At 66.2% G+C, this 21523-nt stretch carries 23 protein-coding genes; 10 read left to right on the top strand and 13 right to left on the bottom strand.

Going from position 1 to position 21523, the window contains the following annotated elements; genetic code table 11:
- Window positions 1–74 precede the first annotated feature (74 nt).
- From AC3B6C_RS20090 to AC3B6C_RS20060, 7 genes are read left to right on the top strand one after another with little or no spacing between them, the layout of a single operon-like run.
- Window positions 75–671, top strand: a complete 597-nt coding sequence (locus tag AC3B6C_RS20090) for a sulfite oxidase-like oxidoreductase (protein WP_488373879.1) — start codon at window positions 75–77, stop codon at window positions 669–671.
- The gene (locus AC3B6C_RS20085) at window positions 668–1384 is read left to right on the top strand and encodes a ferredoxin reductase (RefSeq protein ID WP_488373878.1); all 717 of its coding nucleotides are present in this window, start codon (window positions 668–670) and stop codon (window positions 1382–1384) included. Before AC3B6C_RS20090 ends, AC3B6C_RS20085 begins: the two co-directional genes overlap by 4 nt.
- Before the next feature lie 59 nt (window positions 1385–1443).
- Window positions 1444–1920 (top strand): glutathione peroxidase, encoded by a 477-nt coding sequence (locus tag AC3B6C_RS20080; RefSeq protein WP_488373877.1) that lies wholly within the window; start codon window positions 1444–1446, stop codon window positions 1918–1920.
- Window positions 1921–1924: 4 nt separating this feature from the next.
- Window positions 1925–2857: a DUF1295 domain-containing protein gene (locus AC3B6C_RS20075; protein ID WP_488373876.1), complete on the top strand. Its 933-nt coding sequence runs from the start codon at window positions 1925–1927 to the stop codon at window positions 2855–2857.
- The gene (locus AC3B6C_RS20070; RefSeq protein ID WP_488373875.1) at window positions 2854–3975 is read left to right on the top strand and encodes an FAD-dependent oxidoreductase; all 1122 of its coding nucleotides are present in this window, start codon (window positions 2854–2856) and stop codon (window positions 3973–3975) included. Before AC3B6C_RS20075 ends, AC3B6C_RS20070 begins: the two co-directional genes overlap by 4 nt.
- A 52-nt stretch (window positions 3976–4027) precedes the next feature.
- Window positions 4028–4762 (top strand): hypothetical protein, encoded by a 735-nt coding sequence (locus AC3B6C_RS20065; RefSeq protein WP_014926840.1) that lies wholly within the window; start codon window positions 4028–4030, stop codon window positions 4760–4762.
- A gap of 4 nt (window positions 4763–4766) precedes the next feature.
- The gene (locus tag AC3B6C_RS20060) at window positions 4767–5567 is read left to right on the top strand and encodes a crotonase/enoyl-CoA hydratase family protein (RefSeq protein ID WP_488373874.1); all 801 of its coding nucleotides are present in this window, start codon (window positions 4767–4769) and stop codon (window positions 5565–5567) included.
- Window positions 5568–5631: 64 nt separating this feature from the next.
- Here the strand turns inward: AC3B6C_RS20060 and fadD5 are convergent, their stop codons facing one another.
- From fadD5 to AC3B6C_RS20040, 4 genes are all read right to left on the bottom strand, one after another.
- Window positions 5632–7236 carry a fatty-acid--CoA ligase FadD5 gene (gene fadD5 / locus AC3B6C_RS20055; RefSeq protein ID WP_488373873.1) on the bottom strand — a complete coding sequence of 535 codons (1605 nt, stop codon included), beginning with the start codon at window positions 7234–7236 and terminating at the stop codon, window positions 5632–5634.
- Between the two features lie 418 nt (window positions 7237–7654).
- Window positions 7655–8902 (bottom strand): RNA polymerase sigma factor, encoded by a 1248-nt coding sequence (locus AC3B6C_RS20050; protein WP_488373872.1) that lies wholly within the window; start codon window positions 8900–8902, stop codon window positions 7655–7657.
- Window positions 8899–9276: a YciI family protein gene (locus tag AC3B6C_RS20045; protein ID WP_055476032.1), complete on the bottom strand. Its 378-nt coding sequence runs from the start codon at window positions 9274–9276 to the stop codon at window positions 8899–8901. The genes AC3B6C_RS20050 and AC3B6C_RS20045 overlap by 4 nt, the downstream gene beginning before the upstream one ends.
- A 309-nt stretch (window positions 9277–9585) precedes the next feature.
- On the bottom strand, window positions 9586–10077 hold the full coding sequence (locus AC3B6C_RS20040; protein WP_488376322.1) for a M15 family metallopeptidase: 492 nt from the start codon (window positions 10075–10077) through the stop codon (window positions 9586–9588).
- Between the two features lie 113 nt (window positions 10078–10190).
- Here AC3B6C_RS20040 and AC3B6C_RS20035 point away from each other — a divergent pair, with 113 nt between their 5' ends.
- Window positions 10191–11348: a T6SS phospholipase effector Tle1-like catalytic domain-containing protein gene (locus AC3B6C_RS20035; RefSeq protein WP_488373871.1), complete on the top strand. Its 1158-nt coding sequence runs from the start codon at window positions 10191–10193 to the stop codon at window positions 11346–11348.
- On the opposite strand, the gene AC3B6C_RS20030 is transcribed toward AC3B6C_RS20035, so the two are convergent.
- From AC3B6C_RS20030 to AC3B6C_RS20010, 5 genes are all read right to left on the bottom strand, one after another.
- Window positions 11349–11753 carry a VOC family protein gene (locus tag AC3B6C_RS20030; protein WP_488373870.1) on the bottom strand — a complete coding sequence of 135 codons (405 nt, stop codon included), beginning with the start codon at window positions 11751–11753 and terminating at the stop codon, window positions 11349–11351. It lies immediately after the preceding gene.
- Window positions 11750–12064 (bottom strand): ArsR/SmtB family transcription factor, encoded by a 315-nt coding sequence (locus AC3B6C_RS20025; protein WP_488376319.1) that lies wholly within the window; start codon window positions 12062–12064, stop codon window positions 11750–11752. The genes AC3B6C_RS20030 and AC3B6C_RS20025 overlap by 4 nt, the downstream gene beginning before the upstream one ends.
- 243 nt (window positions 12065–12307) lie before the next feature.
- Window positions 12308–13030, bottom strand: coding sequence for an ABC transporter ATP-binding protein (locus AC3B6C_RS20020; protein ID WP_488373869.1), 723 nt, complete (start codon window positions 13028–13030; stop codon window positions 12308–12310).
- Window positions 13027–15822 (bottom strand): ABC transporter permease subunit, encoded by a 2796-nt coding sequence (locus tag AC3B6C_RS20015; RefSeq protein ID WP_488373868.1) that lies wholly within the window; start codon window positions 15820–15822, stop codon window positions 13027–13029. The genes AC3B6C_RS20020 and AC3B6C_RS20015 overlap by 4 nt, the downstream gene beginning before the upstream one ends.
- 71 nt (window positions 15823–15893) lie before the next feature.
- Window positions 15894–17129, bottom strand: coding sequence for an ABC transporter substrate-binding protein (locus AC3B6C_RS20010; protein ID WP_488373867.1), 1236 nt, complete (start codon window positions 17127–17129; stop codon window positions 15894–15896).
- 359 nt (window positions 17130–17488) lie between these two features.
- Between AC3B6C_RS20010 and AC3B6C_RS20005 the strand changes: the two genes are divergently transcribed.
- Window positions 17489–18094 (top strand): TetR/AcrR family transcriptional regulator, encoded by a 606-nt coding sequence (locus tag AC3B6C_RS20005; protein ID WP_488373866.1) that lies wholly within the window; start codon window positions 17489–17491, stop codon window positions 18092–18094.
- Between the two features lie 3 nt (window positions 18095–18097).
- On the opposite strand, the gene AC3B6C_RS20000 is transcribed toward AC3B6C_RS20005, so the two are convergent.
- Window positions 18098–18382 (bottom strand): hypothetical protein, encoded by a 285-nt coding sequence (locus AC3B6C_RS20000; RefSeq protein WP_488373865.1) that lies wholly within the window; start codon window positions 18380–18382, stop codon window positions 18098–18100.
- A 165-nt stretch (window positions 18383–18547) separates the two neighbouring features.
- Here AC3B6C_RS20000 and AC3B6C_RS19995 point away from each other — a divergent pair, with 165 nt between their 5' ends.
- A complete protein-coding gene (locus AC3B6C_RS19995; protein ID WP_488373864.1) occupies window positions 18548–19303 on the top strand; it encodes a M23 family metallopeptidase in 756 nt (251 codons plus the stop codon).
- Window positions 19304–19725: 422 nt separating this feature from the next.
- Here the strand turns inward: AC3B6C_RS19995 and AC3B6C_RS19990 are convergent, their stop codons facing one another.
- The 3 genes from AC3B6C_RS19990 to AC3B6C_RS19980 form a co-directional block, all read right to left on the bottom strand.
- A complete protein-coding gene (locus AC3B6C_RS19990) occupies window positions 19726–20121 on the bottom strand; it encodes a hypothetical protein (RefSeq protein ID WP_488373863.1) in 396 nt (131 codons plus the stop codon).
- Window positions 20122–20230: 109 nt separating this feature from the next.
- Entirely contained in the window at window positions 20231–20662 is a 432-nt protein-coding gene (locus AC3B6C_RS19985) for a hypothetical protein (RefSeq protein WP_488373862.1), read from the bottom strand.
- A 149-nt stretch (window positions 20663–20811) separates the two neighbouring features.
- Window positions 20812–21462: a hypothetical protein gene (locus AC3B6C_RS19980; protein WP_488373861.1), complete on the bottom strand. Its 651-nt coding sequence runs from the start codon at window positions 21460–21462 to the stop codon at window positions 20812–20814.
- Between the last annotated feature and the right edge of the window lie 61 nt (window positions 21463–21523).

Here is a 21523-nt window from a genome sequence, read left to right as displayed (position 1 = left end):
GGCCGAATCGATGGCCGGCGCCGGGAGCGAAGCGAGCGGGCCGAATGGAATGCAGCCGCGTAGACTGCGCGACCATGGCCATCGTCAACCGAGGGTTCGTGGGACGCCGCGACCGCGATGCGCGGCGTCTCCCACCAGGGCAGTACACGACACTCGATTTCCCGGTCCTGTCCTCCGAGCCGACACCCTCCGTCGCCCCGGAGGGTTGGATGCTGGCCGTGCAGTCGGCAGACCATCGGGCGGCAACATTCACGTGGGAGCAGTTCCAAGATCTGCAGCACGACGACATCACCACCGATATCCATTGCGTCACAAGGTGGTCGAAGTTCGACACGCGGTGGCGCGGGGTCTCGTTCGACACGCTGCTGCAGGCGCTGCCGTGGGAGCCGGCACCGTATGTGATGGCGCACTGCCACGGCGGTTACACCGCCAATGTGCCGCTTGCCGATCTCGTGGGCGGGCGCGGCTGGATCGCCGACACCTACGACGGTGAACCGCTCGCTGCCGAGCACGGCGGTCCGGCACGACTCCTGGTACCGCACCTGTACTTCTGGAAAAGTGCCAAATGGGTTCGGCGGCTTCGGTTCATGGCCGAGGACGCACCCGGTTTCTGGGAGGAGCGCGGGTACCACATGTACGGCGACCCCTGGCGCGAGCAGCGCTACTCGTGACGACCTGGCATCTCACGACGGTCACCTCGGTTGTCGACATCACCCCGACCGCGCGGACGCTGCGCCTCGCCCTTCCGGAGGCCATCCATGCGCTGCCCGGCCAACACGTCGACATCCGCCTGACCGCCGAAGACGGCTACTCCACCGCGCGGGCCTACTCGCTGTCCGACGTCCGCGAGACCCGCTCGGTCGAGGTCACCGTCGAACGACTCCATGACGGCGAGGTGTCGCCGTACCTGGTCGACGTCGTCGAGCCCGGTGACCCGCTGGAGATCAGCGATCCGCACGGATTCTGGTTCACGTGGCCGTCCGGCGACGACCGCCCCGTCCAGCTGATCGGCGGTGGCTCCGGGATCGCGCCGCTCATGTCGATGATCCGCAGTCGCGAGGTCGAGGCGCCGCAGACGCCGTTCTCACTCGTCTACTCGGTCCGCAGTCCCGACCGCGTCTACTACCGGGACGAGTTCCGGCAGCTGATCGACCACCGGCGCATGGACGTTCACCTCATCCACACCCGCGTCGGGCCCGAGGACGCGACGCGACCCCCGGGGCGCCTCACCGCGGACGAACTGGCCGGACTCACGCTCGATCCCGCGACGTCGCCGACGGTGTTCATCTGCGGGCCGAACCGCTTCGTCGAGAACTGCGCCCGGTGGATGGTCGACGCCGGCCACGACCGGACCCGCATCCGGACGGAACGTTTCGGGGAGTGACCCGAAGTCCTTGGACGGTTCTCCCGAGCAAGTGCTTGATCGGCACGTAGCGTAGTGTCATGACCTCTGCGTACGACTTCACCGCCACCGGTATCGACGGCAACCCCGTCGAACTCTCGGAATTCCAGGGCAGTCCCCTGCTCATCGTGAACACCGCCTCGCAGTGCGGATTCACCCCGCAGTACCGCGGCCTGGAGGCCTTGCACCGCGACTACGCCGACAAGGGGCTGCGCGTCCTCGGCTTTCCCTGCGATCAGTTCGGGCACCAGGAGCCCGGTGATGAGGACGAGATCAAGAACTTCTGCTCGCTGACCTACGACGTGACGTTCCCGATGTTCGCGAAGGTCGACGTGAACGGTCCCGACGCCCACCCGCTGTTCGCATGGCTGCGGGACCAGAAGTCCGGCGTCCTCGGCGGGCGCATCAAATGGAACTTCACCAAGTTCCTGATCGGCCGGGACGGGTTGGTCGTCGCGCGGTATGCCCCGACCACCAAGCCGGAGAAACTCGCCGGGTCCATCGAAGAACAGCTGTGACCGAGTGGACACGCCCGTGAGCACCGACACCGCCGTCAGCCGCACCGGTTCGTTCGTCCGCGTCACCGTCGCCTACGTGATCGCCTTCGCGGTCGCCGCGGCCTGGCTGATGTGGGGTCCCGCCACCGGCCACCTGTGGCTCGACACGTTGATCGCCGATCTGCTGGCCACGCTGGTGATCTTCGCGTTCAGCAGGTACTACGGCAATTCCAGCTTCTACGACGCCTATTGGAGTGTGGTGCCGCCCGCGCTCCTCATCTACTGGTGGGCGGCAGGCGACCTCGGGATCGACGCGGTGCACTGTTGGGTCATCGCCGTCGTCGTCGGTGCCTGGGCGATTCGTCTCACCGCCAACTGGGCGATCGGCTGGCCGGGTCTGCAGCACGAGGACTGGCGCTATCCGATGCTCAAATCCGGGGCCGGACGCGCGGAGTTGCCCGTCGACCTGATGGCGATCCACGTCTTCCCCACCGTCCAGGTGTTCCTCGGCATGATCCCGGTCTACGTGGCGGTCACCCACACCGGCGGCGTCGTGGCATGGCTGACCGCCGTGGCGGCCGTCGTCGGACTCGCCGCCACGCTGCTCGAGTACGTCGCCGACGGGCAACTGCGTCGTTTCGCCGCTCACCGGACGCCGGGCGCCGTCCTGGACACGGGCGTATGGGCGTGGTCGCGCCACCCGAACTACTTCGGGGAGGTCATGTTCTGGGTGTCGATGGCCCTGTTCGGGCTCGCCGCCTCACCCGGTGACTGGTGGTGGCTGTTCGTGGGAGCGGTGCTGGTGCTGGCGATGTTCCTCCGTGCGAGCATCCCGATGATGGAGAAGCGGAGTCTCGAGCGACGCCCCAGCTATCAGGACGTCATCGACCGGGTACCGCGCTTCGTCCCACGCCCGCCGCGCTCTGCCGCGCACCCGCCGGATCAGGTCTCTGCGTGAGCCGACCGCGCGTCGTCGTCGCCGGTCTCGGTGACTCCGGATTGCTGACCGCGATCCACCTCGCCTCGCACGTCGATGTCGTGGGGATCTCGTCGAAGCCGGGACTCGTCAGCGGGCAGGAACTCGGTCTGCGGATCAGCCGGCCCGACGCCTGGGCACGTGATTACCGAATCCCGTTCGGACGCTTCCGCAAACTCGACGGTATCCGGACCGTCCACGGCACGCTGACGGCCGCCGATCTCGACAACCGCACCGTCACCGTCGTCGATGCCGCCGGCTCCGAGAGCGTCGAGGGTTTCGATGCGTTGGTCATCTCCACCGGGGTCCGCAACGGCTTCTGGCGACAACCGGACCTGCAGTCCGCCGCGGACGTCGACGCCGACCTAAGGTCGTCGCACGAGCGGTTCGCCGAGGCCGCCTCCATCGCCGTCATCGGTGGCGGGGCGGCTGCGGTGAGTGCCGCCGCCAACCTGGCGCGGACCTGGCCGGACAAGCGCATCGATCTCTATCACCCGGGCGAACGCGCCCTCCCACACCATCATCCGCGGACCTGGGCCACGGTCCTCGCGCGGCTGCGCCGGCTGGGTGTCGGCGTGCACGGCGGCCACCGCGCGGCCGTGCCCGACGGATTCGGCTGCGACGAGATCACGCCGGGGCCGGTGAGCTTCTCGACCGGACAGCCGGCGGTCGAGGCCGACGCCGTGCTGTGGGCCATCGGCCGGGTCACGCCGAACACGGAATGGCTGCTGCCGGATGTCCTCGACGCGTCGGGCTTCGTCCGTGTGACGGCCGAACTACGGGTCCCCGGTGTCGAGTTCGTGTACGCGATCGGCGACGTCGCGGCGACCGACGACCTCCGCAGCTCCGCCCGCAACCGGGCCGATCGCCTGCTCGCGCACAACATCCGCGCCGACCTCGCCGGACGGCCCGACCGGGTGCGGAGCTACGTTCCGCCGCGGCGAAGGTGGGGTTCTGTGCTCGGGGTACAGGCCGATGGTCTGCAGGTGTTCGCGCCCAACGGCCGCCCGTTCCGCTTCCCCGCCTGGTCGGTCGACACGATCCTGCAGCCATGGATCGTCCGTCGCGGCATCTACGGCGGCATCCGTGAGCCGGAGTGACCGTGCCGCTCTTCTCGGCGGTCAGCTCGCCACCCGCGCATAGACTCGGCCCATGAGCAACGAACCGTTCTCGGCGAATCCATCCGGACATCCCCCGACGCCGGGTGGACCGGGACAGCCGTCGTCAGGTGCGTACCCGCCGGGAGCGGTGCCGCCCGCCGGGTCGCCACCGGGAACCACTCCTTCGTCCGCCTCGTATCCCGTCGGGAGCGAGCCCGGTACGGCGCCGGCGACCGACCCGACGACAGACGCGACGCCGGTCAAGCCGACCGCGGGCGAACGCGCGAACGCCGTCGTCAAGAAGGTGGTGATCGGACTCGTCATCGCTGCGCTGCTCGTGGTCACCTATTTCATCCTCGAGGCATTCCTGCCCCGCTGGTGGGCCGGCCAGATCGGACAGCGTGTCGAGGGTTCGTTCAGCCGCGGCATCGGCACCGGACTGGTCCTCGGGATCGTCTGCACCTTCGTGCCCGTGCTGTTCTTCACGCTGTCCTTCGTCTACCGCGGTCGGATGAAGAACGTCCCGACGATCATGTTCGCTGTTCTCGGCGTGATCGTCGCGGTCCCCAATCTGCTCACCCTCACCGTGGTCGCCGGTGGCGGGAACGGCGCCCATGCCGGTGAGCGCATCTTCGACGTCGAGGCGCCCGGTTTCCGTGCCGCCACCGCGTGGGGCGTGATCATCGGCGCGGTTCTCGCGGTCGGCGTCGGCTACTTCATCTGGCGCTACCGGCGCCGTGGCCGCCAGCTCCGAGAGATCAAGCACCCCACCACAGATCGGACGTAGACAGATGACCGAACAGCGGATCGTCGTGGACATCGACGACGCGGGGGTCGCCACCGCGGCCCTCAACCGAGCCGACAAGCACAACGCTCTCGACCCGGCGATGTTCGACGCCCTCATCGAGGTGACCGGCACCCTGGCCGAGGACAAGCGCGTCCGCGCCGTCGTGGTGCACGGTTCGGGCAAGAGCTTCTGCTCCGGACTGGACGTGTCGAGTCTGGGTCAGGGCGGCGGCGTGAACTCGCTCCTGGAACGCGAGCCGGGCGTGCTCGGCAACCACGCGCAGCGAGTGTCGCTGGACTGGGGCCGGATCCCGGCGCCGGTGATCGCCGCCATCACCGGCAACTGCTTCGGCGGTGGCCTGCAGATCGCGCTGGGCGCCGACATCCGGTACTCGACCCCCGACGCGCGGCTGTCCATCATGGAGGTCAAGTGGGGTCTGGTGCCCGACATGGGCATCACCCAGACGTTGCCGCGACTCGTGTCCGCGGATGTGGCAAAGGAACTCACGTTCACCGGCCGGATCATCGACGGCACCGAGGCCCATCGACTCGGCCTGGTCACTCGCGTCGTCGACGATCCGCTCACCGCTGCACTCGACCTCGCGCACGAGATCGCGTCGAAGTCGCCGCACGCTGTCCGCGCCGCCAAGCGGCTCTACGACGAGTCGTGGGCGGGCACGGACCCGGCGGGAGCGCTGATGCTGGAGAGCCGACTCCAGGTCGGCCTGATGGGGTCACCCAATCAGATGGAAGCGGTACACGCCGGGATGTCGCGACGCGAGGCGCGCTTCGCCGACCCCGAGTGACTCGCTCCCGGGCCCAGTCTGTTCACCGGGTCCGGGTCGGTGACGGCTCCCGGGAGGAAACCATTCAGTCGGCCAGGCCGGCGTCCTTGCTGCCGTAGGCCTCCCGCAGTCGTGGTTTGACGACCTTGCCACCGGCGTTGCGCGGAAGTTCGTCGATGATCACCAGATCCTTCGGATGCTTGAACCGGGCGAGGTTCTCGTTCAGATGCGGTTCGAGCTCGGCCAGGGTGAGATCCTCGACGCCCTCGGCCAGCACCACCACTGCTACCGGCACCTCGCCCCACTTCTCGTCTGCCCGGCCGATGATCGCGGCCTCGCTGACACTGGGGTGTCCGTAGAGGACGTTTTCGACCTCGGCGCAGTAGATGTTCTCACCACCGGAGATGATCATGTCCTTCGCGCGGTCGACGACATAGAGGAAGCCCTCCTCGTCCTGGCGCACCAGGTCGCCCGAGTGGAACCAGCCGCCGCGGAAGGCTTCTGCGGTCGCTTCGGGCTTGTTCCAGTAGCCGATCATCATGTTGGGCCCGCGGTAGACGATCTCCCCCACTTCGCCGGGTTTGACGTCGTTCATCAGTGGATCGACGATGCGCGCGGTGACGGCCGGGACGACCTTGCCGATGGAACCCAGCTTGCGCAGCGCATCCTTGCCCTCGAGGATCGTGGTCACCGGCGACATCTCGGTCTGTCCGAACGCGGTCATGTTCGCGGCATCGGGGAAGGACTCGTTCATCGCGTTGAGGATGGTGTCCGACGCCGGTGCCGCGCCCCAGCTCATGGTGCGCAGCTTGAGGTTGCGCGGCCGCGCCTTCTGCGCGGCGCACACCGCCTGCCACTGGGCCGGCACCATGAAGATCGACGTGACCCCTTCGCGTTCGAGTGTGTCGAGCATGGTGTCGGGATCGAACGCGCCGAGTGGATGCAGGACCGCGCGCACCCCGCGGTAGAAGATCGGCGCGAACCCGCCGATCCCGGCGATGTGGAAGAGCGGCGGCACGATCGAGGCGACATCGTCGGATTGGCCGTTGGTGGTGGCGATCGTCGTCACCGCCTGCGCCTGGATGTTCTGATGGGTGAGCATGGCGCCCTTGGGTTTTCCCGTGGTTCCCGAGGTGTACATGATGACCGCCACGGTGTCCTCCGGTACGTCGACCTCCGGCAGGTCAGAAGCGTCCTCGGCGAGAAGGGTCTCGAAGTCGAGATGGGCGTCGTTGTCGCTGCCGCCGACGACGATGATGGTGTCGATCTGCCCGGTCGACCCGGCGACCGCGTCGGCGACCGGCGCGAGCAGGGTCTCGGTGACGACGACTTTGGCTCCGCTGTCGGTGACCAGGTAGGCGACCTCGGCCGGACTCATCCGGATGTTCACCGGTACCGGGATCGCACCGATCAGCGTGGCCCCGAGAATCGCCTCGATGTACTCGGTGCGATTGAGCAGGGCCATCAGGACACGATCACCGAACCGGACACCCCGCCGATGGAGTGCCGCACCGAAGGCGCGTGACCGGTCGTCGAGCTCTTTCCAGGTCGTGTTGGTGTCGAGGTAGGTGATCGCAGTGTTGTCCGGGGTCATCATCGCGTGCCGGCGAACCTGGTTGTTCCAGTGATTGCGTCGCGAGCGATACGGCTCGGTGGTCAGGTTGCTGGCGACCTCGGCACTTGCAGTCATGACTGCCTCCCATTCGTCGAGCGGACTCGACCCGTAGTGAACGCCCTCGGCGAGGGTCCGGCACTGTTGTGTCCCGTGTCACACATTAGGTCGTCGGCGTTGCCAGATTCAGGCATTCCCGCGGTTCGGGTGGTGGACGCATCCGTTGACTGTGCGTGAAATTGCGTTGACTGTGCGTTTGTCCATGGCCGTGGTGAACTCCAGTCACATCCATTTCGCGTTTTGCTTGGACGCAACCCAGTGCCTGGGCGCAATTGCTGCGACGCGACGGTCTCGTGCGGATCCGGTGGCGGCCGGGCCCCGTCGGATGTGCACAGTCGATGCAGGTCGACGCCCAGTGGACGTGAAGGCCTACCCAGTCGACGGAAGAGCCTGCCCAGTCGACGGAAATGCCTACCCAGTCAACGAAGTTCGTGACTCACGGCAAGCGCGCGTCACGTGCACGTCGTCGAAGATATTCACGCGCGCGTTTGTCGCGAGTAAGCGCTGCCGCCTGCTCATAGTGCTTTCGCGCCGCATCGTACGAACCGGCCCGAACGAGCAGATCGGCTTGCGCGGCATGGAACGGTCCGAAGTCGGCGACTCCCGGCTCGCCGTCCAGACGCTCGAGGAGTGCGAGTCCGTCCTGCGGCGAACTCGCCCGTCCGACGATCGCTGCGTGAGCGGTGCGCGCACCGAGAGTCGGCGCAATCGCGACGAGTGCCGCCGACAACGACTCCAGCGAAGCCCAGTCGACCGCACCGGTGCGAGCGCGGTCGGCGTGCACGGACTGCATCGCCGCCTCGAGTTGGAACCGACCGTGCGGGCGGCCGAACGACGACGCCCGTCGGAGCATCGCTTCGCCGTCACGGATGAGTGCCGCGTCCCAGGTCGCGGGGTCTTGCTGTTCGAGCGGGACGAACGGACCGGTTCGCGCCGGGGCACGTGACAGCGACAGCGCGATCAGCGCGGCGAGACCCCAGGCCTCCGGCTCGTCGAGCAGCGAGGCGAGCGTGACGGCCAGGTAGAGCGACTCCCCCGCCATCGATTCGACGGTGTCGGGATCGGCGCCGTCCGCATCGTTCCACGCGATTGCGAAACACCCGTAGACGGCTTCGAGAACGGCGGGCAGCCGTTCCGGCATGGCCTCCCGATCGGGAACGACGAACGGGATCCGCGCGTCGCGGATCCGGCGTTTGGCGCGCACGAGACGCTGCGACATCGTCGCCGGTGCGACCGCGAAGGCGTCCGCGATGTCGGCGGCCTCGAAGTTGAGGACCGACTGCAGCATCAGCGGGGTGCGGGCGGCAGCGTCGATGGCCGGATGAGCACAGGTGAACAGCAACTCGAGCCGCTTGTCGGGGATGGCGTCGGGGTCCACGTCGTCGAACGGGGTCACGGCGGTCGCTCCATGAGAGATGGTGTCGTCGAGGACCGTCGACGTGCGGTGCGCTGGCGACTTCCAGGCGTCGCGCTGCTGATTGCGCGCGACGGTGAGCAGCCAGCCCTCCGGATTTGTCGGCACCCCGTCCGACGGCCAGGTGACGAGTGCCCGTTCGAAGGCGGCGCCCAGTGCGTCCTCCGCGAGAGCGAGGTCACCGGAGGATGCGGCGAGAAGCGCCACCAGTCGCGAATACGATTCGCGGGCAGCGTGTTCGGCAGCGGTGTGCGCTTCTCGTCCGGTCACGTGTTGGGGGTCCACGATCCTTCGACGGTGTAGGTCGCGCCCGGCCTGATCTCGACGACTCCCCATTCGATCGGCGGTGCCTGACCTGCCCACTCGATGGCGGCGTCGAGGTCGGCGACGTCGATGACGACGGTTCCGCCGAGCTGCTCCTTGGTGTCGGCGAACGGACCGTCCTGTACGACGAGCCGGCCGTCGACCTTGCGCAACGTCGTGGTGACCTCCGAGGGCTGCAGGACTTCGGCGCTCACGAGCACGCCGGCGTCCTGGAGGGCGCGGGTGTAGGCGGAGAAGGCCGCCTGGCCTTGGGCGAGGGCCTCCTCACCGAGGGTTGCGGCGTCCATCTCCGGGTAGTGCAACAGAAGCGAGTAGTGCATGATCTGACCTCTCGTCCAGCGGGCCGCTCATCGGTCCGTGTGCAGTGATGACGACCGTGCCGTGCGCCATTCGACATCTCCCCCGAAGTTCTCTGCGTCGCTACCCCTCCCCGCTCACGGAGGGCCGTGTGCCCAGCTCCCTGAAGCGGCCTGGAGCTTGCGGACGGCCGTGCTCCCCGCTCCTTGAAGAGGCCCGGAGCTTGCGGACAGCCGTACTCCCAGCTCCCTGAGGAGGCCCGGAACTTGCGGAGGGCCGTACTCCCCGTCCCCTGAGGAGGCCCGGAGCTTGCGGAGGGCCGTCACGAAGGGTCACCCCAACCGATCGGCACGGGCCGCCGCGTCGGGCCACATCGCGGGACACGGCAGGCCGGGGACGGTGGCGATTTCGAAGTGCCACCACTCGTTGGCGAAGGTTCGACACAGGCCCCAGCGGTGACCGGTGCGTTCGAGCCAGGCGGCGCCTTCTCGTGGGCCGACGTCGATGGCCTTGCCGCGCACGTGTGGCGATTGCTCGGGCGGCAGAACCCAGCGTCGTGCCGCTTCCGGGCTGCCGTAGGTCGCGATCGCGTCCCGCCACATCTGGCGCTGCTCGGCGTGTGTCCTCTTCCCGGAAGTGATCCACAGCGGAACCCCCTGCGCGCGAGCAGAGTTCGACGCTTGCTGGTAGGCCGTCGCCAGAACTGGATCGAGGCCGGCTGTCGGCGGTGCGGCCGTCGCCGGGCCGGGACCGAGTCCTGCGATCAGCAGGGCACCGAACACGGTGGCACAGATCATCGCCAATCGGCGGGTGGTGACGTCCATCAACCTCATGACCGCAGTAAACCGTACGACCGACACTCATCGCATCAGGCCGTGAAAAGGGGTTACCGTGTGACCCGGGTGGGCCGCGCGCGAGCCTGTGGAGGGTCGGAAAAATGAAAAAGCGTCTGGTGGTCTGTTGTGACGGCACGTGGAAGTCGTCGAAAGACCCGAGAATTTCGAATGTCGAGAAGATCGCCCGAGCCGTCAAAACCGATGCCGACGACGGCGCGGTGCAGTTGGTCCACTACGTCAACGGCGTCGGTACCGGGTCGAGTTGGTCCGACCGTGTCATCGGCGGAGCTTTCGGTCGGGGTCTCGATGCCAACCTGATCGATGCCTACCGCTTTCTCGCTCTCAACTACGAGCCCGACGATGACATCTTTGTCTTCGGCTTCAGCCGCGGCGCATACACCGCCCGGAGTCTCGCCGGGATGATCTGGCACGTCGGCCTGGTCACGCCGCGCGAACTCGCCGAGAACCCGACGGAGAATCTGTTCGAAACGGTCCTGCGGTACTACCGGATGAAGCCAGAGAACCGACCGGCATCCACCCCGGGTACCCATGTGCCGGTCAAGTTCATCGGCGTCTTCGACACCGTCGGTGCGCTCGGCGTTCCCGGTATCACTCGGGTGAAGCACAAGTTCCATGATGTGAACCTGGGCAGGAACGTCGAAGTGGCCCGGCAGGCACTCGCCATCGACGAACGCCGGCTGACGTTCGACCCCTGCGTCTGGGAGGTCAAGGACGAGGATCAGGGCGAGATCGATGTCAAGCAGGTGTGGTTCGAAGGCGTCCACTCAGACATCGGCGGGGGCTTGGCGATCACCGAGCCGTCGGAGCTGAGTCTGTCCTGGATGGTGCGTGAGGCGACGCTCGCCGGTTTGCAGTTCTCGTACGACCGGTTCACCCCGATCCGATACCCCATCGACCCCGCGGATCGGAGATACACCACGAACAAGTCGATGAACGCCATGTACGGCATCGTCAACGTGTTCAAGATCGCGTTCGGGCCGCTCCGCATGCGCGGGGCGACCATTCGGCATAAAGGTCAGTCGCGATTGCTCGAGGTCGAGAACGACCACGCGACACCGCTGTTCATCGCCGCGCCGGCACTGGCCCGGTGGACCGACGACGTCGGATCCCGCAAGAAGAAGGCAAAGAACATCGGCGCATGGGAAGCGCTGCTCGAGGACCTGTCTGGCCGCGCGGTCGAGATACCTCCGCTGGCCGCACCGGTCACCGCGCCCGAACCGTTGGTCGACCAGCGGTAGTCACTGCGGGGCAGTGTCTTTCACCGCAGCGATCTGGATCAGGTTGCCGCACGTGTCGTCGAAGACTGCGACGATCGCGGGGCCGATGTCGGTGGGTTCTTGGGTGAACTCGACGCCGAGGGCGCGCAACCGTTCGTATTCGGCCGCAACGTCGTCGACGGTGAACTGGGCCAGTGGGATTCCATCTTCGATGAGCGCGTCTCGATAGGGCTTCACTGCTGGATGGCCGGACGGTTCGAGAAGGAGCTCCATGCCCTCCGGATCTTGGGGCGAGACGACCGTCAGCCACCACGTGTTCTCCCCCATCGGGATGTCGTGTCGCGTAGTGAATCCCAGGATCTGGGTGTAGAACTCGTGCGCCTTGCGCTGGTCGTCGACGAAGATGGACATCAGTGTGAGCCTCATGGGAGGTCCTTTCGAGGAGTGGGCCATCGGTCGGTGATCTCGCCGAGCGGTGCAGGGTCGAAGTAGTGAAATTTGGAGCGTCCACGTTTCTCGGTGTGAACGAGTCCGGCGGACTCCAAGACGCCCAGATGCTGCGAGATCGCCTGCCGGCTCAGGTTCAGCCCACGCCGCGATGTGAGACGACCGCAGATCTCGAACAGCGTCTGGCCGTCACGCTCGACCAGCTCGTCGAGGATTGCCCGCCTCGTCGAGTCATCGAGTGCATGGAACACATCGGCCACACCCGACAATAGGCAAGTAGTCACTTGCATGTCAATTGTGGCCGTCACGCTCGCCCTAGTGCCCTGAGGTGCCCACCCATTGCTCCCTGAGGTGCCGACCCATTGCTTCCTGAGGTGCGAGGAGCGCAAGCCGCCGGGCCGAGCAAGCGACGAAGGAGCGCGTCGAGGTCGACGAGCCACGAAGGGTTTGGCTGGCATCTCGCCAGGACCCTTCGTGACGGCCTCTGCAGGCTCCGGCCTCCTCAGGGAGCAGGGGACGGCAACTCCCTGGCGCTAGTGAGCAGCACTCCCGAGATACGCCTCCTCGATCCGGCCGATGTCACCCGCGAGGGACGCCGCGGTATCGGTGAGCGCGATGTCGCCATGGACGAGAACGACCGCCCAGTCGGCCATACCCAGTGCCAGCCGGACGTGCTGCTCGACGAGAACCACCGCCGTGCCGTCGGTGTCGGCGACATCCCGCAGGACGGGCAGGATCGACTCGACCACGATGGGGGCCAGCCCCATGCTCAGTTCGTCGACCAGCAGGACCTTCGGTCGCTGGAGTAGTGCCCGCCCGATCGCGAGCATCTGCTGTTCTCCCCCGGACAATTCGCCCGCGGCGACCTTGAGCCGGCCACGTAGCGCCGGGAAATGGTCCAGTACTTTGTCGACGGCTTCTGTTCGCGCCGACCCGCGTCGACGAACAGCGAGTTGGAGGTTCTGACGCGTCGTCAGTTGCTTGAACAGCGACCGGTCATCGGGCACCAGGACCAGTCCGGCGCGCACCGCAGCGCGGGCGTCTCCGGCGCGCACCGAATGGCCGTCGACCAGGGTCTCACCGTTCAGTCGAGGTAGCAGACCGGCGAGCGTGGTGAGCAGTGTCGTCTTCCCCGCGCCGTTCGGCCCGAGCAGGGCGACGATCTCCCCTGCCTCGACGGACAGGTCGAGGTCGTGGACGCAGGGCTTTCCGCGCGCGTATCCGGCATCCAGGCCCCGGCATTCGAGGACCGTCACGATGTCATCTCCTTCGTCGGTGAATGAGTCTCGGAGACAGTCGTGTTCGAAGCCGACGGATCGGCCGTGTCGGTGGTCCCCGCAACAGCTGACGACGGCGTACCGAGGTAGGCGCCGACAACCGCCGGCGATCGTCGGATCTCGTCCGGGGTGCCCTCTGCGATGACCGCACCGAGGTCCAGGACGATGACCCGATCGCAGAGACCGAGGACGAGGTCCATGTCGTGATCGACGAGGACCATCGCGAGGCCGTGGGCTCGGGCGGCACGTAACCTGTCCCCCAGCCACCGACTCTCGGTGGTGTCGAGCCCGGCGGCCGGCTCGTCGAGCAGTGCCACCTCCGGTTGCGCGGCGAGTACGCGGGCGACCGCGACGAGTTGACGCTGCCCCTGTGAAAGATCGGCGGCGACAACCTCGCTCAGATGGCTGATCTCGAGCATCCGCAGGACGTCGCGGACATTGTCGGCCGTGTCGCCTGGTGCACGACGCGCCGCGATCGCCAGATTCTCCGCGACCGACAGCTCGCCGTAGAGCTCGATGTCCTGGAAGGTGCGACCGAGTCCTGCGCGGCTGCGGCGGTGCGGCGCGAGACCGTCGATGGTTGTGCCGTCGAGGGTCACCGTTCCGTCGGCGGTGGCGAAACCACTGATGGCATCGATCAGGGTCGTCTTCCCGGCGCCGTTGGGCCCGATGAGGCCGACGATCTCACCAGAGCGCAGGTCGAAGCCGACGGAGTCGACAGCGGTCACCGCCCCGTACCGAACAGTGACGTCCCGTACCGAGAGAACCACTCGATCGCCGCGATCGGGAGACCTCGGCGGGATCGGTGCAGCGTCATCGGCGACGTGAGGCTGCCCCGGTGCACGACGACGTCCCGGCAGCGGGATGTTGTGCAGGTAGCCGATCACGCCGTCGGGACTGGTGACGACGGTGAGCACGAGAAGGATTCCGCTGATCAGCATGTAGTAGTCGCCGAAGGATCCGTACTTGTCGGCGACGAAGTACATCACCCCGCCCGGGGCGATGATTCCGGCGAGGACAGCTCCCGATATCGAGGTCACCCCCGCGATGTAGAAGACCGCGAAGAGTCCGATGCCGGCGAAAACGGCGTAGCTACCCGCGGTGGCCAGCGTCTGCTGGTACGCCAGAAGCGTGCCGCCGAGGCCGGCAAGGAACGAGGCGATCGCGAAGGCGATGAGTTTGGTTGCGCCGACATTGATCCCGGCGGCGGCCGCGGACCTTTCGTTGGCGCGCACGGCCAGCATCGACGCGCCGAGTCCGCTACGGCGGAGAACGGCCACCCCGAACGCCACCGCGGTCAACACCACGAGGCACATGATCCCGAACGCGATGCGCGGATACCCCTCGCCTGCTCCGATTCCCAGATCGACGCCGAACAGCGACGGGGAATCGACAGGCGCACCCTGCAACCCGCCGTTGAGCGACGGGTTGCGGAACCAGAACGCCTCGCAGAACACGGCGAGCGCGAGCGTCGCAACCATGAGTGGCAGCCCGCGGACCCGAAGTGCGGGAAGACCGACGATCACGCCGATGACCGCCGCCGCACAAGCGGCGAGCAGAGGCGCGATCGGGAACGGCAGGTTGAGGTCGTCGGTGAGTCTGCTCAGCGCGTAGGCGCCGACGCCGGCGAGGGTCAGCTGTGCGAGTGAGACCTGGCCCGCATAACCGGTGACGACGACCTGGGACAGCGCGATGATCGCGTAGATCATCGTGGCGATCACGGCCAGGCGGAGACTGCCGGAGGTGGTGACGAGGAGGAGGACGGCGACGAGGATCCCGAGGATCCCGGGAATCATCAGATGGTTCGGTCGTGGTGACCGTCCGAGATCGTTGCGGGTGACCGCGCCACGACCAGGGAGTGGTCGGCCGCGGATGAGCAGGAATCCGATGATGAGGATCAGCGGGACCGCTTCGGCGACACCGGCGTCGGGCATCCAGTCCCAGGTGGTCTGCAGTTTTGTGGCCTCGGACTGCAGCATGCCGATGGCGAGTCCGGCACCGACCGTTATGGAGATCGCGCTGAAGTTGCCGACGAGCGCCGCCGCGAGCGCCGGCACGATGAACATCGTGTAGGCGACGGGGTTCAGTGGCACGATCGGGGCGATGAGCACGCCACCGAGCCCGGCCGTGGCTGACGACAACGCCCAGTTGGCGACGGCGATCCGGTCTGGGGAGAGGCCGGTGACCAGTGCGCCCTTCTCCGATTCGGCGGCGGCCTCGGTCGCCACCCCGAATCGGGTGTAACGCAGCACGAGTCCCGCGCAGACGGCCAGTCCGAGGATGACCGCGGCGAGCAGCAGGCGGTCCGTCGGGACCGCGCTGGATCCGATCGTGAACGTGTCGACCTTGAAAATCGGGCCGACGCTGGGTGCGTTCTCGCCGACCCGCAGAGCGATCAGCGCCTGGATGACGAGCATCAGGCCGATTGCGGCGACCGCTTTGGCGAGGGCGGGGGCGGCGCGCATCGGACGGAAGACGATCAAGTAGAGGATGACTCCGAGGATCGCGGCGACGATGACGGAGATGATGAGCGCCGCAACCACTCCCAATTCGGACCCGAGCGAGATCGTGGCCGGGAAACCGGGGATCGGATTGAGGAGTTCTCCCTGGCGCAGAAAGGCGTACGTGTAGGCGGCGTACAGCGCCACCGCACCGGTGGCGAAGTTGACGACCCCGGAACTCTTGAACGTCATCACCAGTGCGAGTCCGAGCGCGGCGAAGACGGCGCCGTTGCCGAGACCGAGGATCAGGAACGCGAGATGGTCTGTCAATGGAACTCTCACTCGTGGAAGTGCGGGGATCGGGGGCCGCGCGGGAGGCGGCCCCCGATCTGTGACCGAAACTAGTTGTTGGTGACGACGGTGTTCTCCAGCTTGGCGTCGGAGGTCACGTCACTGACCAGGATCGCCTTGCTGCACAGCGACGTCAGCGGTGGGAACACCTTGCCGTCGCAAGTGAAGGTGATGCCAGGTGCGGCCGGCAGCGGGACGTCCTTCGCCTGCGACAGCGCGGTGGTGAAGGTCTGGGCGTCGACGGTGCCCTCTAGGCCGTTCAACTCCCCCAGTGCGGTCATGACCTGGTAGCCGATGTAGGCGAGACCGGCCGGATCGGTGCCGGGTGCGTATTGCGCCATGACACTGCGGTATTGGGTGACGCTCGGGTCGTCGGAGCTGAGGTTGACCGTGGTGAACGCCTTGGCGCCGGATACTGCTTCGTTGCCGACGGCGTCGAGGACAGGCTTGTCTAGGCAGCTCGCGATCAGGTACTTCGAGGCGTCGGGCGCGACAGTCTGCAAGGTCTTGAGGACCGAGATGCACTGACGGGTGTCGCCGAGGATGCTGACCGCGTCCGGGTTGTCGGCGAGTCCGGCGGTGATCTGCGGTGTCAGGTCCGCGGCGCCGACCGGGACGGTGACGACGTTGAGAGCGACGCCGGCACGCTGGAACATCGGGTCGCCCAGTGCTTTCACCGAGGCGGCCGCGTCACCGGAGTCGCCGATGATCAGGGTGACCTTCTTGAGTCCGTCCTTGGCCGCGGTCGCGGCCTGTCCCGCGAGAACTGCGACGATTCCGCCGGACAGCATGAATGAACCGGGGGTGGCCATCTCGGCCTGGGACACCGGAGCCTGTGCGACGAACGGGATCTTGGCGCCGGCGATGATCGGCAACATGACGGCACCCTGTGCGCCGAGGGGCGAAACGACGACCGAAACCTGCTGCTCCACCATCTGATTCGCGCACTTGGTGGCCGAAGCCGGCTCCTCCTGCTGCTTGCACACCACCAGCTCGATCTGGTGACCGCCGATGCCGCCGCCGTTGTTGTTGAGGTATTCGACGGCGGCTTCGCTGCCCTCGCGCACCATCGGAGTGGTCACCGCACCACCCTCGGGCACGATCAGTCCGACCTTCACCGGGTCACCGGTGGCCGGGTTGCTGGGGAGCTGGCTGGTCTCGCCTGCGGTGGACGTCTCCGAACTGTCGTCGGCGCAGGCGGTCAGCGCTCCGAGTGCGAGAACCCCCGAACAGCCGATCACCGTCGCGGTCCGAAGCACACGCCTGAGTGCACTTGGTGATTTCATGCGATCCCCTTTGATCGTGATTCCGACACGTCGCCGCCTCCGGGTGGGCAGAGCGAGCGGAATGTCGGAGTTGATGACTCGGTGGCGACTGTAACCGGCAGGCCGTCGCCACAGGATGGATTCGAAATATTCTGTCCTCCAATGAGTCTCGGCACAGATCGCGATTAGTGCGTATGGCAGCACGAACCGTCGGTCCGGCCGGAAGACCCCCGGCGGTCGACTCGTGTGATCGCGTCGGCGTACTGCCGACGAGCGCACACTGGACTCAGAGGCAAAAGTTAGACGACAATCCAACTTTTGGTGTCGGAATGCAAGAATTGGTCATTCGGGGTCGTCCCGCAAGCACGGAAGGCACCACATTGACCGAAGCTCCGGCCGTCGGCCGCCGAGAACGCAACAAGCAGCAGACGCGCGAACGCTTGCTCATCGCAGCGCGCGAGTTGCTCGCCTCCGACGGGAGTGCGGCGACGGTGGAGTCGATCGCCGAACGTGCCGAGGTGTCGCGGGCGACGTTCTTCAACTATTTTCCGAGCAAGGACGATCTGCTCACCGATCTGTACGGCCAGCTGATGGGGACCTTCTCGCACGTCGTCGACGCGATGCTCGACAAGCCGTGGAGTACATATGACCGCGTGGTGGGTGTGTTCGTCGATTTCGCGCGGTCCTCGGTCGCCGACCCGGATTACATGCGGACGGTGACGAGCGAGATCGAACGGATCTCGTCGATGTCCGGGACACTCGGCGAACGCAGCCACATGTTCACCTCGGAGGTGCTAAGGCTCATCGAGCGCGGCGTCGAGCAACGGGATGTGCGGACCGATCACCCGCCCGCGTTCCTCGCCCAGATGGTTGCGGCGATCTACGTCTCGAGCATGAGGTACTGGCAGATCGATCCCGGCTTCGAGGTGAGCGAGAGCTTCGAGCGTGCCGGCCGCTATGCCGCGGAGTCGCTCTTACCACGGTAGGACTCAGTTCTCGGGTCGCGCGACGTAGGCCTCCCACCTCTGCCGGCGCTCCTCCTCGGTCTGCTCCCACCATGGGGTCCCGCGCTCCCCGAGTGCGACCTTCGCGGCCTGGACGCCTTGGCGTGACTCGGGTGCGCCCTTCGTCCGTTTCACGTCCCGACGCCACGCCATGAGGATCGACTGGAGTTCGGCTCGGCGCTCGTGCGGGATCAACGGATCCGTCGCCCGCCACTTCCGGCCGTTGACGATGACGTGGTGGCCGTCGGGGGTGTGTTCGGGATCGGGCATGGTTCCACGGTGCCATGGCGACGATTAGCGGGTGTGACCCAGATCTCCCTGGGTGTGTGAACTGCGATTCTGTCGACTTTGAGCGAACACTCTCAGGGTCTGCTTATGTCCGCGTGGGTAACCTCGCCGTGTCCTTGCCGATACCGAACCGTTACCCAACCTGAGATGGACAACGCTGTGCCTCAACACCGCCTGAATGCCCAGACCACGACGCGCCCCGCCACCCGCGCCCTGCTCGACTCGACGCCGCGCGCGTCGGGGCCCGGGCGTCACCGCGCCGCCTCGCGCTCGACCACCCGCACGGCTGTGCGGACCGGCGCCTTCGCCGCGTTCGTCGGTGCTGTCAGCCTGACGGCCGGTACCGCAGCGCAGGCGTCGGCCCAGCCCGCTCCCCCGCCTGCGCCGAAGATCGCGTTGCCCGACAACGTGAAGCTCCCGGCCGGTCTGGTCCTGCCGCCCGAGATCGACGACTTGGCTCGCGACGTCCTGCCGCCGTCGGTGTTCACCCCCGGTAACCCCGGCATCCCTGGCATCAAGAAGGCTGTGAAGCCCGTCAGCGGCACCGTGACCTCCGGCTACGGCCCGCGATGGGGAACCCACCACAACGGAGTCGACATCGCCAACAAGGTCGGAACCCCCATCTACGCCGTGACCGATGGTGTCGTCCTCGAGTCCGGCCCCGCCTCCGGCTTCGGCCAGTGGGTCCGGGTGAAGCAGGACGACGGCACCGTCGGCGTTTTCGGGCACGTCGATCAGAGCTTCGTGCACCCGGGCCAGAAGGTCCGCGCCGGTGAAAGAATCGCGACCGTCGGCAACCGCGGCCAGTCCACCGGACCCCACCTCCATTACGAGGTCTGGGCCGCCAACGGCACCAAGATCGATCCTCAGGCGTGGCTCAACAAGCGTGGGGTTCACCCGTGATTGACGCCTGACCCTGCTGCACAGACGATCCCGCCGACATGTCGGTGGGATCGTTTGTGTTGTATCACCTGTCGGCGTTCCGATCGGACGTGATTCGACGGTCCGAACAATCCGCTCGGCATCGTCGCTCCCGCTGGTTCTCCGAGCCACCCGCTACCCCGGTGTCGTGCTGGGTTCAACATCGGCACGTTCGCCGCGGGCGGGACCGCACCGTGCGTGGCGGCCCAACTTGTCGGATCGACCGGGAACCTCGCCGGTTAGTGTGTGGTCAGTCGGGACCAGATCTGAGAGGACGTCCCGCGGTCGAGTCGTCATCGGCCATCGATCTCCGCATGGTGCTGCACCGGTCAAAGTCCTCAACAATGGTGCCGATGCAGGCCGCACTGCCAGGGAACGCCCTCGTAGAGTCGGTACTGCGACGCCTAGTTCGGTGATAAGGGCTTGCCCCAGGCTCCGCTCGGGCTGCCGTCGAAAGAGTAGCGCTCGGCGGTTTCCCGGTCGCGGATCACGACGAAGGAATCCGGAATCATCTCGATGTCGCCGTTACGATTGGTCTCGCCAAGAGCAACGCCGAGAGGCTCCGAGTGGTCGAACACGAACATTGCCGCCCACGGTGTCTCCTTCACCTCGAGGAGGGAGACTCGCCCGGTGGCAACTCGGACAGTCGCGACCTTGCCTGACACTTGAATGGACGGCGGAAATGGCTCGTCGACGGACTCGACTGTCAGCCGGACTGTGGCTGAGACCTCGCTGTAGATGCGCAAGCAAGTTTCGTCGTCGAAATGAACAAGTACGGGCCAGAATGTCTCGAACAGCACCGGATTTCTAACTGAGAACTGCGCAGGAGCGCCGCTTCCCCATTCATAACAACTGAATCCGCGTACCGTCCTCCCAACGGAACGGCACAAAAGATCAATGGACTCCGAATCAAAGCCTGTCATCGTGGTGACTACTCCATACCGTCACTTCGACACCGTAAGTGTTTTCCTCAGAGCGTGACTCGATTCGTAGTTCGGGGAACTGGGAACAGGCTTGCCGACTCCATCCCACGGCTATCCATTGTCCAACAAACTCTGCAGCGGGTCCGTCCACGTCCAGGATGTCCCAGACATGGAGGTGATTGACGACCTTTTCGACACTCTCGAGGTCGCCCAGCGTCCTGATCCAGCTATCGATACCGTCGTTGTCCGCATCCGATCGGACCAGACAATCGCGGTAGATTCGAAACTGACGCGCATGAATCATTGCAATCGCGATCGCAGTCGGCGGTTTGCCGAGGTTGTACAGGTACGACTCGGGATCGAGGCCACCGGTCGCCTCGACCTCCGGCAAGGACTGCCATATCTCTTCTTCCGTCATCCCTGCCCAGCACCCTCCTCCGGCCGTGCCTTGCGCACAGTGTTCAGTTTCGTAGGGAGAGTCGTCCCGTCACGGGCAGTGTGACGCAGGGAACTCGGCAACACGTGGGGTTGGACTTGCACCGTGTGCCCGGCCGATGACTGCCGGTGTCACTGCTCTCCTCCAACGATCTTGGACTTCGACAGTGTGTCGCTGATAGCCGAAACAGCTTCGCGCCGTCCGAGGAACTGGAATCCGTGCTCGACATCGTCGAATGCGCCAAAGGTTCCCACGACGAGCTCGTCCAGCCCAGTGGTCTGTAGCGATGACATCAGCAGGCTTTGCAGCTCGACCGGTTGACGGCCAAAAGCGGCACGAGCGAAATCTGGAACTCCCCGTGGCCTGACCGTCCCTATGGCCTGAGATCCTCGAAGCGCCGCAAAGTACGCTGCTGAGCCAGGCATGTCGGCGAAGCCCAGAGCTTGCACGGTTCCGTCGTCGTATTCGCGGACCCAGGTCGTTCTCTGGCCTCCGGTGTTGTCCAGCCCGGGGAACATCGACCAGGGTCCGTCTTTGTGTAGTCGGAGGGTCGCGAGACGGTTTGGTGGCTTCGCCGCACCGGTGAAGACGCGGAGCTGCCACGTCCATGCTGCATTCGTCCCCAGGCCTGCGGTGAGGTGATCGACGATCAGGTCGACACCTGTGGGTTCGGACGGCGCTGACCTCCGATGGAGAACCTCGAGTGCAAATAGATCAGGCAGCCCGAGTTCAGCGAAGCCCGGCCATCGGCTTGCGTCAGTGGTCTCGAACTCGATGGTCATAGAGCTCCTTGTCACGGGGCGCTGAGTGGATGTCCCGGTTCTGGGCGGAAGCAAGAGAAAG

Source organism: Gordonia sp. 11cp (genome assembly GCF_057767225.1).
Note: the sequence above shows the minus strand (reverse complement) of the source record. Positions and strands in the feature narration are given on the sequence as shown.